This window comes from Marinibacterium sp. SX1 (assembly GCF_050389775.1).
Lineage (GTDB): Bacteria > Pseudomonadota > Alphaproteobacteria > Rhodobacterales > Rhodobacteraceae > Marinibacterium.
This window is the reverse complement of record NZ_CP177145.1, coordinates 183,837-201,769: the sequence shown is the minus strand read 5'-3', so window position 1 is coordinate 201,769 and position 17,933 is coordinate 183,837. Positions and strand designations below refer to the sequence as shown.

Below are 17,933 nucleotides of genomic sequence, written 5' to 3'. Positions count from 1 at the left end.
CGAGGCCGGGCGGGGCCTATTGATCGACCGGCAGGCCCGACGGCACCCGGGCCGGCACACCCATCCGCCCGTCGATGGCCGCCCTGTCGGTCAGCGTGTCGAGAAAGGCCACCAGCGCGGCGATGCGCCCGTCGTCCAGCACGGTGCCCGGCCCGGCGGCAGCGGCAATGGCCGCAACCTGGGCCGGATCGTCCAGCACCACCCAATCGGGCTTGGTCTCGTCCAGATCGGGCAGCACCACGGCCCGGGCATAGCGCTGCAACCCCTCCGCCCGGGCGGCATGGTCGGCAACAAAGGCGCCAAGGTCGTCGTGGCTGCCGGCATGGCCCCAGGGCCCGGTTTGCGCCACGTTGCGCAGCGATGGCGTGCGAAAGGCAAACCGGTCGGCCTCGCGCCCGGTCACGCGCATGCGCCCGTCGTCGCGGGAATGGCGCTCGAAGCGTTCGGCCTTGCCCGGCCCCAGCTGGGGCGCGGCCATGGCATGAAAGGCGTGATCGGTCAGGAAGGGCCCGGAATGGCAGGCGGCGCAGCCGGCCTCGCCATAGAACAGCGCCGCACCCTCGGCCGCCGCGCCGGTCAGCGGCGCCTCGCCGCGCAGGGCGGCGTCAAAGGGGCTGCTGTCCGACCGCCATTCCAGCGCGATGAAGGCCGCGATGGCATTGGAAATATCGGTGAAACGCACCGGCGCGCCGTCGGCCACGTGGGGATAGACCGCGCGGAACTGCTCGGCATAGGCCGGGATGTCCTCGACCCGGCGCGAGATCCGGTCCCAGGCCCCGCCATCGCCGGTGATCCGCCCGGAGCGCACGGCCTTGGCCACGTCGTTCTCGGAATAATGGCCGGCCATTTCGTCGGGAGACAGGACGGGGAACATGGTCTGGGCCGACAGGATGCCGGAAAAGCCGGTGACCATCTCTTCGTCCATCGGCGTGCGGATGCCGCTGGGCCGGGTCGGGTCGGCCTGGATGCGGCCGTCGTGGAACAGGGTCGTGAATTCGTGGGCGCCCAGGTTGAACAGGGCCGTGGCATTGCGCGGGATGCGCTGTTCGGGCCGGTTGCGCCCGGTGGCATGGCGGTCGGGGCCAAGGCCCTCGCCGCCCTCGCCCAGCCCCAGGCTCAGCCCGTCGGACGTGGCAAAGCGCGGGTGGTGGCAGGTGGAACAGGCGATGTTGCGGTTGCCCGACAGGATCGGGTCGTAGAACAGCAGCTGGCCAAGCGCGGCCTCATCCGGGTCGACGGCGATGAAATCGGCATCGGTGACCGGGCGGGGCAGCGGCGCGTCGGCCCGTGCCGGGCCGATGAGCCCCAGCGCGACGGCCGTGGTCAGCGCCGCGCCGATGGCCATGGTTCCGCGTGTGGCCCGCGCCCGGGGCGTTGATGCCCGCCGACGTGCCCCGGCTGATCGCTGCCTGCGCATGGTTGCTCTCCTCCCCCTGTTGCAGGCGAGGTTATGCCATGCCGCCCGGCCCTGCGACAAGCGATGGGCGAGATGCCAAGGCGGCCGCCGATGGTCGGGCCCGGGCCGTATGCGCCATTCGGGACCGTGCCCGGTGACGGGGCGCGATGGGACAAGGGGAATGCGATCCCTGTGCCCGGTGAGAGGCCGCGCGGTGACTGGCGCCTGAATGCCCGCCCTGCCCGCCGATGGGACAGGGAACGATACCAAGCCGGCAGACGGTGACCGTGCCCGGGGCAAGGCAACACCGGCCGCCTGATCCAGTGTAAGGCCGGCGCGGGCGGTGCCGCCCCGGCCAAAGGCCCGGCGACCTAGGACGCGCGGGTGGCGCGGGCCGCGGCCGTGTAGCGGTTCTCGGGCACCGGGATGCCCAGGCTGTCGCGCAGGGTCGTGCCTTCGTATTCCGTGCGAAAGATCCCCCGGCGCTGCAATTCGGGCACCAGGTGATCGACGATGCGTTCCAGTGGCACCGGGTAGAACGGCGACATCAGCATGAACCCGTCGCAGGCCCCGGCCTCCAGCCATTCCTGCATCAGGTCGGCCACCGTGGCCGGATCGCCGACCACCGTGTGATGGCCCTGGGCCACGGCCACGAACTGGGCGGTCTGGCGGATGGTCAGGTTCTCGGCCCGGGCCTTGGCCACGATCTGGGCCTGGCGGGCCTTGGCCGTGTTGGCCACGGGCAGTTCGGGCAGCGGCATGTCGGGGTCGAGCTTGGTCAGGTCGATGCCGCCCGAGTAATGGTTGAGCGAGCGGATCGACACCTCGTCCGAGGTCATCGAGATCAGCTTGTCGTAGGTCTCGCGCGCCTCGTCCATCGTCGCGCCGAGGATGGGCATCAGCCCGGGCAGGATCTTGACGTCGTCGGGATCGCGCCCGAAGGACGCCACCTTGTCCTTGACCTGGGTGTAGAACGCCTGCGCATCGGGAATGTTGCTCTGCGCGGTAAAGATCACGTCCGCCGCCCGGGCGGCAAAGCGGATGCCGACCTCCGATGATCCGGCCTGGGCGATCACCGGCCGGCCCTGCGGCGTGCGCGGCAGGTTCAGCGGGCCCTTGACCTTGAAATACTTGCCCTCGTGGTTCAGCTCATGGGCCAGCGTGGGGTCGTAGAACACGCCGGTTTCCTTGTTCCGCAGAAAGGCGCCGTCTTCGAAACTGTCCCAGAGGCCAAAGCAGATATCGACGAATTCCTCGGCCTTCTCGTAGCGCGCCCCATGCTCCATGTGCTCTTCCTGGCCGAAGTTCATTGCCTCCAGCTCGACCTGCGAGGTCACCACGTTCCAGCCCGCGCGCCCGCCCGAGATGCAATCGACCGAGCCGAAGCGCCGGGCGATGGTATAGGGTTCGGAATAGGTCGTCGTGGCCGTCGAGATCAGGCCGATGTTCTTGGTCACGGCGGCCAGCGAGGCGATCAGCGTGGCCGGTTCCGGCCAGACGATGCGGCACTTGGTCGGCGTGGCGTTTTCGCCGATCCCGCCGACCACACCCACGGTGTCCTGGAAGAAGATGCAGTCCAGCTTGCCGCGCTCGGCGGTCTGGGCCATGTGCACGTAATTGGGAAAGGACATGTCGGTTTCGGGGAAGGCTTCGGGCAGGCGCCAGCCGGCGGGATGGCCGGAGGAGAAGAAGGCCCCGAGTTTGAGTTGTTTCCTGGTCATGGATCGAGCCTTTCACGTTACTTGAACAGGGCGGCCGCGCCGCCCGAATGGGTCAGTCGACGAAGTGGCAGGCCACCTTGTGGGCCGCGCGCACCTCGCGCAGGACGGGGCGTTCGGCCGCGCAGCGGTCCTGGGCCAGCGGGCAGCGGTCGCGGAAGCGGCAGCCCGACGGCGGGTTGCGGGCGTCGGGAATGCCGCCCTTGATCGGCAGCGGGTCATGCGACTGGTCGACATTGGGCACCGGCACGGCGGCCACCAGCGCGCGGGTATAGGGATGCAGCGGGTTGGCGATCACGTCCGTGGTCGGCCCGTCCTCGACAACGGTGCCGAGGTACATGGTGATCGTGCGCTCGCAGACATACCGCACCAGCGCCAGGTCGTGGCTGATGAAGACCGCGGCCAGGCCCATGTCGCGCTGGATCTGGCGGAAGACATTGAGGATGCCGGCCCGCACCGACACGTCCAGCATCGACACCGGCTCGTCGGCCACGATGAATTCGGGCCGCAGCACCAGCGCCCGGGCCAGCACGATCCGTTGCAGCTGGCCGCCCGACAATTGGTGCGGATAGCTGTCCAGGATGTGGTCGGCCGAGGGCAGATGGACCATGCGGATGGCCTCGGCCACGCGCTCGTCATGTTCCTCGACCGGGATCTTGGCGTTGTGCAGCGGTTCATACAGGCTGCGCCGGATGGTGAAATGGGCGTTCAGCGCGTCGAACGGGTTCTGAAAGACCAGCTGGGCGCGGCGGCGAAAGGCCAGCTCCTGTTTGCGGTCCATGTCCTCGATCGGCGCCCCGTCAAAGACCACCTGCCCGCCCGACGGCGGGATCAGCTTGACCAGGATGCGGCCCAGCGTCGATTTCCCGCAGCCGGATTCGCCCACGATGCCCACGGCCTCGCCCTTGTGCAGGGTCAGCGAGACATCGGACACGGCGTCGACCGTGGGATAGCGGCCCTTCAGGATGTCACCCATCGAGCGGTTCAGCTCGAAGCGGCGCGACACGCCCTGCACGTCGATCAGCGGCGTGGCGGTGGCGGGCCCGGGCGTCGGGTCGGCCGGGCTGGCGGGCGGGATCATGTCGGTTGCAGTCACTGTGCGGCCACTCCGGTCCAGGTTGCGGTATGGCGGGCCTTTTCGCGCAGGGCTTCCGCCTCGGGCGCGCGGTGGCACAACGCCTGGTGATCGGCGCCCACGGCGATCTGCGGCTGGGCCTTTTCGCAGCCCGCGGTGGCAAAGGGGCAGCGGGCGCGGAACCGGCAGCCCTCGGGCGGGTTCAGCAGGTCCGGGGGCGTGCCTTCGATGGGCGAGAGTTCATGATCGTCGCCGGAAAGTTCCGGGAAGGCATTGTAGAGCCCGATCGTGTAGGGATGGCTGGGCCGGTTCAGGACCTCTTGCACCGGGCCCTGTTCGACGATCTGGCCGGCATACATCACCACGACGTAATCGCAGACATAGGCCACGACCGAGATGTCATGGGTGACCAGCAGCACCGACAGGTTCAACTCGGCCTGCAGGCGGTTGAGCGTGTCCAGCACCTGGCGCTGGATCACCACGTCCAGCGCGGTGACCGGCTCGTCGGCGATGACCAGGTCGGGATCCAGGGCCAGGGCCAGGGCAATCGACGCCCGCTGGCGCATGCCGCCCGAGAACTGGTGGGGGTAATCCTTCAGCCGCTTGGCTTCCAGGCCGACCATGTCGAACAGCTCGACCGACCGTTTGCGGGCATCGCGCCAGGTGTAGCCGCCGCGCTTGATCAGCACTTCCTCGATCTGCTTGCCGACCTTCCACACCGGGTCCAGCGCGTTCATGGCCGATTGCGGCACATAGGACACCTGGCGCCATTGCAGCTCGCGCAGGCGGGACTTGGGCAGGGTGACGATGTCTTCGCCCTTGAACCGGATCGCCCCGCCGCCGAACCGCGCGACCGAGGGCATGACCCCGGTGATCGCGCGCACGGCGGTGGTCTTGCCGCAGCCGGATTCGCCGACCACGCCGATGACCTTGCCGCGCGGCACTTCGAAGCTGATCCCGTCCACCGCACGCACCACGCCGCGCGGGGTGACGTATTCGATGGACAGGTTGTCGACGGACAGCAGGTTCATGGCTCAGGCCTTCAGCTTCGGAAAGAGGATTTCCTCGTAGCCACGGCTGATGAAGAAGCCGGCGACAACGATGGCGATGATGCACAGGCCGGGCGGGACGAACCAATAGAACTGGCCGCGGCCCAGGGCCTGGCTGGCATAGGCGTCCTGCAGCATATAGCCCCAGGACACGGTGTCGGAGGGGCCGAAGCCCAGGAAGCTGATCGAGGCTTCGGTCAGGATGGCCCAGCCCACGGCGACCGAGGCATAGAGGAACGACAGGGCAAGGACGTTGGGCGCGACGTGGACGAAGAGGATGCGCCAGGGCCCGGCGCCGGTGACCCGGGCGGCCTCGACAAAGGCGCGTTCGCGCAGGGACATGACCTGGGCGCGGATGACCCGGGCCGAGTTGGGCCAGAGCAGCAGGGCGATGCCGATGACGACGTTCCATTGCGACGGTTCGAGGAAGGCGGCCAGCACGATGACGAAGGGCAGGAAGGGCACGCCCAGGGCCACGTCGGCCAGGCGCATCAGCAGGGTGTCGACCCAGCCGCGGAAATAGCCGGCGATCAGGCCGATGACCGTGCCGATGGCCACCACGCAGAAGGCCGCCGTGAGGCCCACGATCAGGGCCGAGCGGGTGCCCATGATCAGCTGGGAATAGATGTCGCGGCCCGAATAGGTCGTGCCCAGCCAGAACTCGGAACTGGGAGGCAGGTTGCGGGCCAGGTCGTAATCGGGCGTGAACAGGATTTCGAGCGGGTCGTTGTGAATCAGCTGGTCGGCAAAGATGGCGATCAGGGCAAAGCCCAGGTAGATCGCCAGGCCGGCCGCGGCATAGGGATCGCGCCGGGCCACCGACAGGGTCTTGACGATGCCCCGGCCGAGGCTTCTGAGCGGATTGGTGCGCGGGCGGCTGATGGCGAGGGTTGTATCAGGAGCTTGCGGCAAAACGGACCCTCGGATCGAGCAGGTGATAGGTGATGTCGGCGATGAAGTTCATGATGATCAGCACGAAGGTGATGATCAGGAAGGCGCCCTGGGCCAGCGGGTAGTCGCTGGCGGCCACGGCATTGACCAGCAGCCGGCCGATGCCCGGCCAGGAAAACACGGTTTCGACGACCACGTTGCCGCCCACCGCGCTGCCGATGCCCAGGGCAAAGGCCGTGGCCACGGGCAGCAGCGCGTTGCGCGCGGCGTGGTTGAGCAGGATCGTCGAATTGGACAGGCCCTTCATCCGGCCCATGGTGATGAATTCTTCCTGCAGCACTTCGAGCATGTTCGAGCGCATCAGCAGCAGGGGCAGGCCCTGCAGGTAGATCGCCAGGGTCAGGGCCGGCAGGGTCAGGTGGCGCAGGTAATCCCATGAAAAGACCCGTGCCCATTCGTTCTGGAACACCGCGCCCGAGGTATTGGCCCCGCCCGCCGGGAACCAGCCCAGACCAAAGGCGAAGACGGCGAGCATGACCATGCCCAGCCAGAATTCCGGGGCCGCGCGGGTGGTCAGGGCGATGGGGATGCCGATGCCCTCGATCCAGCGGCCGCGGTGCCAGGCCAGGTAGGCCCCGGCCAGCGCGCCGAAGATATAGGCGATGATCAGCGAGGTCATCGTCAGGATGATCGTGTTGGGCAGCACTTCCATGACCACTTCGGTCACCGGGCGCTTGAAGAAGAACGACCGGCCCAGGTCGCCCTGCAGGGCGTTGGTCAGGAACAGCCAGTATTGTTCGCCCAGCGACTTGTCCAAACCGAACTGGCGGATCAGCGCGTCCTGCTGTTCGGCCGTGGTGGTGTTGTCGATGAACGCGGCCAGAGGGGTGCCCGGCATCAGCCTGAACATGAAGAACAGGATGGTCCCCACGGCCCAGAGCACGAGGAACATGTGCGCGAGACGGCTGAGGATGTATTTCATGCCGGGCACTCCATTGGTTTAAGTCAGGTCGTCAGGTCAGTCGGCGAAGGGTTCGGTCACGCCGTCCGGGTAGTAGAGCTTGCCGTCGATGATCGAATAGCCGGCGTCGGTCAGGATCTGCTTGGCCAGGTCCATGCCGGTTTCCATGTCGTCGGTGCCCGTGGCGTGCCAGTAGGGCAGCGCGGTCGACACGTGGCTGTTGGCCGTCTTGGCAAAGCCGTTCCAGGCCGCCTTGCGGATCAGCTCGCGGTTGATCGCCGTCGACAGGGCCTTGCGGAAGGCCGGGTCGTCGAAGGGCGCGCGGCGGGCGTTGAAGGCCGCGTACTGGAAGCCGATGTCCACCGATTCCACCACGGCGATGTCACCGTCCTGGTCGGCCGCGTCGATCAGCAGCTGCGGGTCGCCGGTATAGTCGGACATGAAGTTCAGCTCGCCCGAGCGCAGCATGCCCAGGGCCGCTTCGACGTTCAGCACGATGCGCATGATCACCCGGTCCAGCTTGGGCGCCGACCAGTGATCGGCATTGGCGCTCAGCACGACTTCCTGCTGGGTCACCCAGCGGTCGAACTTGAACGGACCCGAGCCGATGCGCGTCTCTTCGACCACCGATTCCGCCGTTTCGCCTTCGGCCAGCCCGTCGACCAGCGGTCCCCAGACATGTTCGGGCACCAGGTTCAGCTTGGCCAGGGTCGAGGTCTCGAAGGCCGCGTTGGGCTTGTCCAGCGTCATGACGATGGTCTTGTCGTCCGGCGTCTCGATGCTGGTGATGCCCGACACGAAGGGCTGGTACATCGGCGCGACCATGTCCTTTTGCGGCGCGGTGAACGAGAACACCACGTCCTCGACTGTCACAGGCTCGCCGTCATGCCAGGTCATGCCGTCGCGCAGGGTCAGGGTGACCACCGTGCCCTCGTCGTTCCACTCGACGCTTTCGGCGGCCCAGGGCTTGGGCAGGCCGTCGGGCCCGATGCGCATCATGCGGTCCCAGATCAGCTCGGTCATCCAGCTGTCGGCCGCACCCGAGATGTAGAACGGGTTCAGCGCGTTCAGCTCGTTCGAGCTGTTCATGATCAGGTCCTTCTGGTCACCCAGCGGGGTGATGTCCGTGAAGGTGTGGAAGTTCTTGATGCCCAGGCCCGGCTGTTCGGTCACGGTCGTCTCGTCAAAGACGGTCTTGTCGAAGGCGAAGACCTTGGTCGGGTAGACCAGGAAGGCATAGGGCTGGTTCTCGTTGACGATCTCCTGGGCCCGGGTGATCAGCTTGAGCCGCTCGTCGGGATCGACGACCAGGCGCTGCTGTTCGGCGACCTCGTCGTATTCCTCGTTCGACCAGCCGACAAAGTTGTAGCCGGTGGGCGCGGTGGAGGAATGGAACAGGTTGTAGACGAATTCGTCGGGGTCCGAACGTTCCGGCCGGCCGACCATCTGCCACATCGTCGTGTCCCAGGTGTCGCGGTTGTACCAGACCGAATCCGACAGCTGGGTGTTGGGCAGGGCCTTGACCGTCACGTCGAGGCCGAGATCGCCCCAGATCTGGGCGATCAGCTCGGCCGCCTGGTATTGCTGGGGGTTGGCCGCCTGGGTCCGGCTGAGCAATTCGATCGAGCGGACCGGGTCGCCTTCGGCCATGGCCTGTCCGGCCAGGCCGCTGAGGCCCAGGGCCAGCCCGACCCCCGCCGTCCTGCGCAGCATGCCGCGCCGTGTTACTGCATCCGTCATGTCGTTCTCCTTGTTGGGGTCGGCGGCCATTCGTGCAGCCGCAGGTTTATTGGGGGCCTGGTGAGAGGGTACCGTTTTTCACTCATTGAAACCGTGTTTTATTTATTCTTGATCGAGTGATGGCCTTCGGTAAACGTTTTTTATCCTGTCAAACGGGTTTGTTTCGGGTTGATGACAGTGAATGCGCCATTCTTGGGCAGGCCGGCGCGGCCAAGCGGGCGGGACAGGCGGGCCGCGGCGGCCTCGGGCTGACCCTGCGGCACCAAACCGCGCCGCAAGGTAGAATCGCCCGGAAATCAGGCCCTTCCCAGCCGGTCGAGCAGGGCCGCCCCGGTGCGGATACCCTTCAGGAACAGGTCGATTTCCATGTTCTCGTTGGGCGCGTGGTTGGCCTCGTCGGCATTGGCGTAGGGCATGACATAAGCGGGCACGCCGAGGATCTTGGTAAAGACGTAATCCGGCAAACTTCCGCCGACACAGGGGTAGACCAGCGGCGGTTCCCCCCGCGCGGTTTCGATCGCGTCCTGCAACAGCGGCCCCCAGCGGTTTTCCATCGGCGTCTTCGAAGGCAGCATGCCGCCCATGGCGATGACCTCGACCTCTGGCGCATGCTTGGCCACATGGGCGCGCACGCAGTCCATCACCTGGTCAGGCGTCATCGCTTCGACCAGCCGGATGTCGCATTTGGCCACTGCCTCGCAGGGCAGGACCGACTTGCTGCCCTGACCGCCGTACCCGCCGTGCAGCCCGTTGATCGTCAGTGTCGGGTGGAACATCAGCCGGTCCCAGAACGGCCGGTCGGCCGGCGCGTCCAGCCGGTCGATGCCGATGTTCTCCATGTAGGCCGGCAGATCCAGCGGCAGGGCGGCGGCGGCGGCCAGGTCGGCGTCCGTCGGCGGGATGATCGGGTCGTGCAGACCCTCGATGGTGATCTCGCCATCGGCGTTCTTCATCGTGCCCAGCAGGTGCACCAGCGTCCAGATCGCGTTGGGCATGACGCCCCCGTAATTGCCCGAATGGGCATCGCGCCCGGCCGTCCGCACCCGCAGTTCGAACGAGGTCATCCCCCGCACGCCATAGGTCAGCGTCGCCCGGCCGCTTTCGTGCAGCGGGCCGTCGGCGGTGACCACCAGGTCGGTCCTGAGCGCGTCACGGTGGCTGTCGACGAATTGCGCGATCTGGGGCGAGCCGATCTCCTCTTCGCCTTCGAGCAGGAAGATCACGTTGCAGGGCAGCGTGCCATGCACGGCCAGGTGTGCCTCGATCGCCATTAGCTGGGCGAAATGCTGGCCCTTGTTGTCGCCCACGCCCCGGGCCCAGATCCGGCCGTCGCGGATCGTGGGTTCGAAGGGCGGCGACAGCCATTCTTCCAGCGGTTCGGGCGGCTGCACGTCGTAATGGCCGTAAAGCAGGACGGTGGGCTTGTCGGGGCCGACCTCGTAGCGGCCCAGCACAAACGGATGGCCGGCGGTCGGGATCGACTGCACCTGCATGCCCATCTCGCCCAGCATCTTGACCAGCAGTTCCGAAACCTCGCGGATGCCGATGTCCTGGGCGCTGATCGAGGGGTTCTTCACATAGTCGATCAGCCGCGTGACGTATTCGTCGTGGCGGGCGGCGATATGGTCGAAAACGGGGGTCAGGGCATTCATTCGGCGATCTCCCGCGTCAGGATCATGGCGCCCGAGGGATGGGCCGTGGCGGTCCAGCCGGGGGCAAGGAAGGTGGTCGTGTCAAGCTGGGTCAGGATGGCCGGGCCGTCAATCGCCGCGCCGGCGCCAAAGGCCGCCCGGTCGCAGACCGGCACCGCCGTGGCCTCGCCGTCGATCATGACCGTGACATGTTCGCTGGGCGCGGGGGCCGGGCCAGCGGCCATGTCGGGCGGCTGGGGCGCATCGGCCAGGCCGGTGGCCTCGACCCGCAGGGTGACCAGCTCGACGGGTGCATCCAGGACAAAACCATAGAGCGTTCGGTGGGCCGTGCGAAAGTTCTCTTCGAGCGCGGCGCGGGTATCGGCGAAGGGCACGGCCAGCTCGCCGCCCTGGCCGGCAAATCGCATCAGGGCCACGGGGCTGCGCAGGCGCCGGTCCTCGGGCACGCCTTCGGCGGCGAACCAGTCTTCGGCCATGGCCGACAGCTCGGCCACCAGCGGCAGGGCCTCGGCCGGGTTCATCGGGCCGGGTCGGGTCAGGGCACGCGAGAACTCGGCCTTGAGATCGGCGGCCAGAAGGCCATCGGCGCAGAGCACGCCCGGCGCCGGGGCCAGCAGCACCCGGCGGATGCCCAGCAGGTCGGCCAGGGCGCAGCCGTGCAGCGGGCCGGCCCCGCCAAAGGGCACCAGGGTGAAATCGCGCGGGTCGTGGCCGCGTTCGACGGACACCACGCGCACGGCGCCGACCATGTGGCTGTCGGCAATGGCCAGGATGCCCCGGGCCGCGGTTTCCAGGTCCAGCCCGAAGGGCTCGGCCACGCTGGCCACGGCCTTGCGCGCGGCCTCGACATCCAGCGCCATCCTGCCGCCCAGCAGGCGCGAGGGCAGCTGGCCCAGCACGACATGGGCGTCGGTCACCGTGGGTTCCGTGCCGCCATGGCCATAGGCCGCGGGGCCGGGCCGGGCGCCGGCGCTTTCGGGCCCGACGGCCAGCGCGCCATCCTTGACCCGGGCCAGCGATCCGCCGCCCGCGCCGATGGTGATCATGTCGACCATGGGCAGGGCCAGTGGCCAGTCGCCCACGCTGCCGGCCTGGGTCAGTCCAATCTCGCCTTCCTTGATCAGGCAGATGTCGGCCGAGGTGCCGCCGATATCCACGGTGATGATGTCGTCGATCCCGCAGGCCCGGGCCACGGCCCTTGCGCCCACGACACCGGCCGCCGGGCCGGACAGGGCCGTCAGCGCCGGAGCCACCCGGATCTTGGGCGCGCCGGCCACGCCGCCGTTGGATTGCATCAGCATCAGGGGCACTTCGGTGCCCTCGGCCTTCAGCCGGTCTTCGAGCCGGGCGACATAGGCCGTGACCCCGGGCATGACGGTGGCGTTCAGCACGGTGGCCAGGGTGCGTTCGTATTCGCGCGACACCGGCAGCACGTCGGTCGAGGTGGTGATGGCCAGGTCGGGCAGTTCCTCGGCCAGGATCTCGGCCACCCGGCGTTCATGGGCCGGGTTGGCAAAGGCATGCAGCAGCGACACCGCCACGGCCTTTACGTCCATCTGCGCGATCTTCGCCGCCGCCGCGCGCACGCTGGCCTCGTCCAGCGGTGTGATGACCACGCCGCCCACGCCCATGCGCTCGTCGATCTCGACGATGCGCTCGGCCGGCACCGGGGCTTCGGGCTTGACCCAGGTATAGAGGTTGGCCTTGCGCGGGATGTCCTGCCGACCGATGGCCAGCACGTGGCGGAAGCCCCGGGTCGTGACCAGCGCCGTGCGCGCGCCCTTGCCTTCCAGGATCATGTTGGTGGCCACCGTGGTGCCATGCAGCACCTGGGCCAGCTCGGGCGCGGACCGCCCGGCATCGGCCAGGGTCTGCAGGATGCCCGTCAGGAACCCCTCCGACGGGTCCGCGGGCGTCGAGGGCGTCTTGCCCCGCCAGGTCTGGCCGGTGGCATGATCGACCAGGGCGATGTCGGTGAAGGTGCCGCCGATATCCACGGCGATGGCAAGTTCGGAAGTGATGTCCTTGGGCATTAGAGCAGCTCGTCGCGATAGGTGATGCGGTGAAAGGCCTTGGCCTCGTAACGGTCGGCGCGCAGGGCGGCGGTGGCCGCCGTGTCCAGCGTGTCGTCGGTGACGGCCACGCCATAGAGCGCGCGCGCGGCGTCGGCGGTGACAAAACCGCCGAGCACGTCCTTCAGCACGTCGTCGGCCGGCCGGTCATGCGGATGGCCATAGCCCCCGCCCCCGCCGGTCTCGATCCGCAGGATGTCGCCCTTGCGCATGATGGTGCCGTCCGACAGCGGGTCGATCTCGCGCTCGCGGTCGGTGCCCGGGTTCAGCAGCACGCTGCCGGTGCCCCCGCACATGCCGCCCGCATAGCCCCAGGGCGGGTTCTTGACCCCGTCGATGCGCACGGCCATGACAACCTCGTCGGCCAGGATCTCGTATTCGCGGACGATCCCCGTGCCCCCGCGATAGCGCCCGGCCCCGCCGGAATCGGGCACCACGCCATATTGCAGCAGCCGATAGGGATACCCCGCTTCGAGGAATTCGACGGGATAGTTCTCCTGGGCCACGAAATAGACCGCATCGATCCCGTCGGCGAAATCGCGGGCGCCGTAGCCCACGCCGATGCCATCGGCCAGCAGGAAGGTCTTCTTGCCCGCCGTCTCGTCGGTATAGCTGCCCCGCATGATCGTGATCACATAGGCCGAATGCGCCGCCGGAGCGCCGCCGCCGGCCGCGTTGACCAGCCCGTTCAGCACGGCCAGCATGCGCATCATGGTCAGCCCGCGCATGCCCAGGGGGGCGGGGAACTCGGGCTGGACGATGGACCCGGGCCGCAGGCGGACCTCGTCGAAACTCAGCGGGCCGCCGGCATTGCAGACCTGGGCCGGGTCGCCGCCCAGGTAATAGAGCCCCAGCGCCATGCCCGGCACGGCGGGGTTCATGATCAGGTTGACCGGCCCGGGCGCCTGGTCGTCGCTTTCGGTGGCATCAAAGATGAACCGGTCCTCGCCATCGGCGCCCTTTTCGCGGGTGATGGCAAAGCGCAGGGCGAAGGGCCCGTTGCCATGGCCGTCGCTGTCGATCGTGTCGGCGAACTTGTAGGTGCCATAGTCGAAGGTTTCCGCCAGGCGCCGGCGCACCAGCCCGCGGGTCCGTTCCAGCAGCTGGTCGAGCGCATCGGCAAAGGTATCGGTGCCATGGTGGCCGACGATCTCGGCCATCCGCTCGACGCCCAGGCTGACGCTGGCCATCAGCGCCGACATGTCGCCGATGGATTGTTCGGGATAGCGCGAGTTGCGGTGAAAGATCGCCAGGGCGGTCTCATTGGTCACACCTGCGTCGATCAGCTTGGTCGGCGGCACGATGATGCCTTCCTGGTAGATCGAGGTGGCATCGGGGCTGATCGAGCCGGGCATCAGCCCGCCGATATCGGCGAAATGGGCCCAGGACATGACAAAGGCCGACAGCACGCCGTCGCAGAAGACCGGGGCCAGCAGGACCTGGTCGTTGGAATGGGTCACGGCGCCCTTGGAGCCGTAGCAATCGTTGTACCAGTAGAGATCGCCGGGCTTCATCGTCTCGCGCGGGAAATGTTCGAAGACCGGGCCGGTCAGGTCACCGAAGATCGGCACCATCGAGCCCACGGCCATGGTGCCGTTGCCATCGAAAAGCGCGGTATAGAAGTCCTTCTTCTCGCGGATGAAGGCCGAGATGGCCGTGCGTTCGATCAGCGCTTCCATTTCGCGCTGGGTGGCCATGATGGCGCCCCGGATGATTTCCAGCGTGACGGGGTCGCAGAGCGTGGCGGATGGTTTGTCCAGTGGCATCGGGTCCTCGGGGGTTCGGGTCGGCCGCTCAGTCGAGCGTGACGACGACATTGGCAGGGGCGCCGGCCTCCACGGCCAAGTGGGCGGCGGCGGCTTGGGCAAGCGGGAAGGTGGCGGCGATGTCGGGGCGCAGGGCGCCCCGGGCGAAATGGGCCGACAGGGCGGCGGTGGCGGCGCTGCGTTCGGCGTCGGTCAGGGCCAGGCCCTGGACAAAACTCAGCCGGGCGGCCTTGCGGGCGAAGGCGTAATAATCGAGCATCGGCGTGCGGTCGGACGAACAGGAATAGGCGGCCAGCGTGCCATGGGGCGCGATGGCCGCGGCGTTGGTGGCCTGGTTGGCGGCAAAGTCGACCTCGACGATGCGCGCGGCGCCACGGCCCTGCGACAGGTCCATCACGGCTTCGGTCACCATGGCCGACTCGACCGGCAGGACCAGCCGCGCGCCCCGGGCGCCGGCCACGGCCCGGCTGCGGCCGCTGCGTCCGGTGGCGATGACGATGGCCCCCGACAGGCTGGCGAGTTCGACGGCCACCCGGCCCACCGCCCCGCCGCCGCCCTGGACCAGCACGACCTGGCCCTCGACCGGCCCGTCGCCCAGCACGGCCAGCCAGGCCGTGTAGGCCGGCACGCCCAGGCAGGCGCCCTCGGCAAAGCTGAAGCCCTCGGCCAGGGCCGGGGCGTGGCTGTCGGGCAGGATCACCGCCTCGGCCGCCGTGCCCGCGCCGTGGGGCGCGTTCAGGACAAAGACCCGGGCGCCGATCCGGGCCGGGTCGACGCCCGGGCCCACGGCCTCGATCACGCCGGCCCCGTCGCTGTGCGGCACGATGCTCGCGCCGTCCGGCATGCCGCCGGTCCAACCCGAGCGGAACTTGGTGTCGTGGGGATTGACCCCCGAGGCATGGATGCGCACGCGGACCTCGCCCGGGCCGGGGTCGGGCCGGGGGCGGTCCTCGATGGTCAGCACGTCCGGCGCGGGGCCCGTGCGATGATAGACGAGCGCCCGCATCCCTCAGCCCGCCAGCGCGCCGTCGACCAGCCGCCCGGCCTCGCGCAGCGCAGCGATCACCCGGTTGCGCCCGCGCAGCAGCTGGGCCAGGGCAAAGCCCCGGGCGTCGTCGTCCAGCCCGTCCAGCGTCGCCGCCGCGGCCAGCGCCGGCAGTGGTGGCACGTTCAGCGCCGGGTCATGGGTGAACCGCGGGCCGCGCACATAGTTCAGGGGCACCAGGATCCGCCCGAGCCCGCGCAGCACGGCATCGGCCCGGTCGGGCGCCAGGGTGCCATCCTCGATCCGGGCGTGCAGGGCATAGATGCGGTCGGCCAGGGCGGCGATCTCGTCGCTCACCGGCGACAGGTCGACATGGCCGGCGGCGGCACTGGCATAGCCCCGCGCGGTCTCGGCATATTCGGCCATCGCCGCCCGCCAGTCGAGGGGCAGCACGGGGTCGGTGGCCAGCCGCATCACGGCCGTCAGGTAGAGGCGGATATCGGTGGCCAGCACGTCGCGATCGGCAATCTCGATCGTGTCGTCCTCGGTGTGCCAGGCAATGTTGCCCCCGCAGCCGCCGACCACGTAATAGCCTTTGTCGAGCCGCACCGCGTCGGGCAGGTTGGACGAGGCGTTGAACAGGCCGGTCACGCCGATGTTGTTGAAGGTGTAATCGGAATTGCGCTGGGGCCGCGTGCGGCTGGCGACCTGGCCGGTCACCTCGGCGACAACCTCCTTGACCAGGGTTTCGGCCTCGGCCGTGCAGGCGACCTTTTCATAGCTCGTGGCCCAGCGGCAGCCGGGGCTGTCGCAATTCAGATGGGCCACGCAATGGGCATCGAGCTCCAGCCCGAAGGTATCGGCGAACCAGGCCGATCCGCCGTAGCGCCCGGTCGAATGGCCGGGCCACCAGGCCAGCCGCACCCCGCGTTTCAGCCGGTCGCGGGCCTGCCACAGGGCCAGGGCCACGCCCAGCATGCAGGCATTGCCCGTGCCATTGTCGCCCACGCCCTCGCGCCAGCTGTCGTAATGGCCGTGCAGCAGGACGAAATCGCCGCTGCCGTCCTGGCCGGGGATGTCGACGACGGGCAGTTTCTGCATGTGCCATCCGGTGCGCAGGCGCGTGCGGATCGTCGCCTGAGCGCCATCGGCAGCCAGGGCGATCAGCCGGTCGCCATCGGCCCGGTTGACCGCCGCCGAGGGGATGCGCGGCAGGCGGGCCAGGTCTTCGGGTTCGGGCGTGCCCCAGATCGTCGACACGGTGCCCCAGTGGATGCGCTCGCCGGGGTTCACGGCGATCACGCCCAGGGCCCCGGCCGCTTCCAGCCCGGCGGTGAAATTGGGCAGGGCAAAGCCTTCGATGATGGCGATCTTGCCCCGGGCCTTGTCCAACACGCTGCCGGCCGACGGGCTGCGGTTGAGCGGCGTGCCCCCGCTGGCCTCGGGCATGTAGATCAGCTCGGCCGTGATGCCATCGGGGCAGGACGCACAAAAGGCCGGCGGCTTGGCATCGAATGTCGCGCCACCGACGCTCACGCTGGCCGAAACGGGATGCGACAGGTATATCCGTGGCTCATGAACCTCTACGGGAAGTCCAGCTTCGGACAGGGCCGCGGCAATCATGTCGGCCCCGATGTTCGCGCCTTCGGGCGTCTCGCGTTCCTGCGCGGCAAAGGCCTCGACCAGGGCCCAGGCCGCGTCGGTCGATGCATCCTTGCGCAGGGCGTCCAGGTCGAGCATCTTGGCCTCCGTTTTTCATTGAGTGAAACTGTGTTTCGTTTATGCTAGGGGGCAGAAACCGAAACGGGAAGAGAAAACGTGAGGAGACGGCGGATTGGACTACACGATTTCATCGGTTGACCGTGCTTTGCGCATGCTTGAGGCATTGGCCGAGCTGCCGGGCAGCGGCGTGACCGAGCTGGCCGAGCGGACGGGCTGCACCAAGAGCCAGACCTTCCGCATTCTCTTTACGCTCGAAGCGCGGGGCTTCGTGACCAAGGATGCCGACCGCAGCTATCGGCTGGGGTTCCAGACCATGTTGCTGGGCGACCAGGCCCGGCGCCAGTCGCCGCTGATCGCCGCCGCCGAGCCCTATGTGAACGAGCTGTACGACCGGCTGAACGAAAACGTGCTGCTGATCGTGCGCCATGACTTGCAGAGCGCCTGCATCCTGTTGCGGTCGTCGCCGGACCGCGACAAGATCTTTGCCGATTTCGGGCGGACCGGGCCGTTGCACGCCGGTGGCGGGCCCAAGATCCTGCTGGCCCATGCCCCGGCTTCGGTGCAGGAACAGGTCATGGCCTCCGAGCTGCAGGGCTTTACGCCGAACACGATCCAGGACCCCGACGAGCTGCGGCGCATGCTGGAAAAGATCCGGTTGGACGGCTGGACCCTGTCGGATGGCGAGATCGACGAACACAAGCGGTCGATCGCCACGCCGGTGCGCGACGCCTCGGGCACGGTGGTCGCCGCGCTCAGCGTCACGGGATCGTCGGACCGGTTGCAGGATGACCTGCTGATCCAGACCCGCGAAGCCCTGCTGACCACCGCAGGCCGCCTGTCCGTCGCCCTGGGCTATCGCGGCGCGCCGGTCGTCGTCAGCTGAAGACCGGGCGGCGCGGGGTGCTG

Annotated in this window: 13 protein-coding genes; 1 reads left to right on the top strand and 12 read right to left on the bottom strand. The window is 68.3% G+C overall.

Annotated elements, in window-relative coordinates:
* Positions 1–16: 16 nt before the first annotated feature.
* The 12 genes from ACK3BB_RS22325 to ACK3BB_RS22270 all read right to left on the bottom strand — a co-directional run bounded on the left by ACK3BB_RS22325 (position 17) and on the right by ACK3BB_RS22270 (position 17,045).
* A complete protein-coding gene (locus tag ACK3BB_RS22325; RefSeq protein WP_428928851.1) occupies positions 17–1,345 on the bottom strand; it encodes a cytochrome-c peroxidase in 1,329 nt (442 codons plus the stop codon).
* Between the two features lie 422 nt (positions 1,346–1,767).
* Positions 1,768–3,117: an LLM class flavin-dependent oxidoreductase gene (locus ACK3BB_RS22320; protein ID WP_428928850.1), complete on the bottom strand. Its 1,350-nt coding sequence runs from the start codon at positions 3,115–3,117 to the stop codon at positions 1,768–1,770.
* A gap of 52 nt (positions 3,118–3,169) precedes the next feature.
* Positions 3,170–4,210, bottom strand: coding sequence for an ABC transporter ATP-binding protein (locus tag ACK3BB_RS22315; RefSeq protein ID WP_428928849.1), 1,041 nt, complete (start codon positions 4,208–4,210; stop codon positions 3,170–3,172).
* Positions 4,207–5,220: an ABC transporter ATP-binding protein gene (locus ACK3BB_RS22310; protein ID WP_428928848.1), complete on the bottom strand. Its 1,014-nt coding sequence runs from the start codon at positions 5,218–5,220 to the stop codon at positions 4,207–4,209. The genes ACK3BB_RS22315 and ACK3BB_RS22310 overlap by 4 nt, the downstream gene beginning before the upstream one ends.
* A gap of 3 nt (positions 5,221–5,223) precedes the next feature.
* On the bottom strand, positions 5,224–6,150 hold the full coding sequence (locus ACK3BB_RS22305) for an ABC transporter permease (protein ID WP_428928847.1): 927 nt from the start codon (positions 6,148–6,150) through the stop codon (positions 5,224–5,226).
* Positions 6,134–7,111, bottom strand: coding sequence for an ABC transporter permease (locus ACK3BB_RS22300; protein ID WP_428928846.1), 978 nt, complete (start codon positions 7,109–7,111; stop codon positions 6,134–6,136). The genes ACK3BB_RS22305 and ACK3BB_RS22300 overlap by 17 nt, the downstream gene beginning before the upstream one ends.
* Before the next feature lie 36 nt (positions 7,112–7,147).
* The gene (locus ACK3BB_RS22295) at positions 7,148–8,830 is read right to left on the bottom strand and encodes an ABC transporter substrate-binding protein (RefSeq protein WP_428928845.1); all 1,683 of its coding nucleotides are present in this window, start codon (positions 8,828–8,830) and stop codon (positions 7,148–7,150) included.
* Between the two features lie 296 nt (positions 8,831–9,126).
* Positions 9,127–10,482: a M20/M25/M40 family metallo-hydrolase gene (locus ACK3BB_RS22290; RefSeq protein ID WP_428928844.1), complete on the bottom strand. Its 1,356-nt coding sequence runs from the start codon at positions 10,480–10,482 to the stop codon at positions 9,127–9,129.
* Positions 10,479–12,515: a hydantoinase/oxoprolinase family protein gene (locus ACK3BB_RS22285; RefSeq protein WP_428928843.1), complete on the bottom strand. Its 2,037-nt coding sequence runs from the start codon at positions 12,513–12,515 to the stop codon at positions 10,479–10,481. Before ACK3BB_RS22285 ends, ACK3BB_RS22290 begins: the two co-directional genes overlap by 4 nt.
* A complete protein-coding gene (locus ACK3BB_RS22280; protein ID WP_428928842.1) occupies positions 12,515–14,320 on the bottom strand; it encodes a hydantoinase B/oxoprolinase family protein in 1,806 nt (601 codons plus the stop codon). Before ACK3BB_RS22280 ends, ACK3BB_RS22285 begins: the two co-directional genes overlap by 1 nt.
* 28 nt (positions 14,321–14,348) lie before the next feature.
* Positions 14,349–15,326: an alcohol dehydrogenase catalytic domain-containing protein gene (locus ACK3BB_RS22275; RefSeq protein WP_428928841.1), complete on the bottom strand. Its 978-nt coding sequence runs from the start codon at positions 15,324–15,326 to the stop codon at positions 14,349–14,351.
* A gap of 3 nt (positions 15,327–15,329) precedes the next feature.
* The gene (locus ACK3BB_RS22270) at positions 15,330–17,045 is read right to left on the bottom strand and encodes a M28 family peptidase (RefSeq protein ID WP_428928840.1); all 1,716 of its coding nucleotides are present in this window, start codon (positions 17,043–17,045) and stop codon (positions 15,330–15,332) included.
* A gap of 94 nt (positions 17,046–17,139) precedes the next feature.
* On the opposite strand from ACK3BB_RS22270, the gene ACK3BB_RS22265 reads away from it, so the two are divergent.
* Entirely contained in the window at positions 17,140–17,910 is a 771-nt protein-coding gene (locus ACK3BB_RS22265; RefSeq protein WP_428928839.1) for an IclR family transcriptional regulator, read from the top strand.
* Positions 17,911–17,933 lie beyond the last annotated feature (23 nt).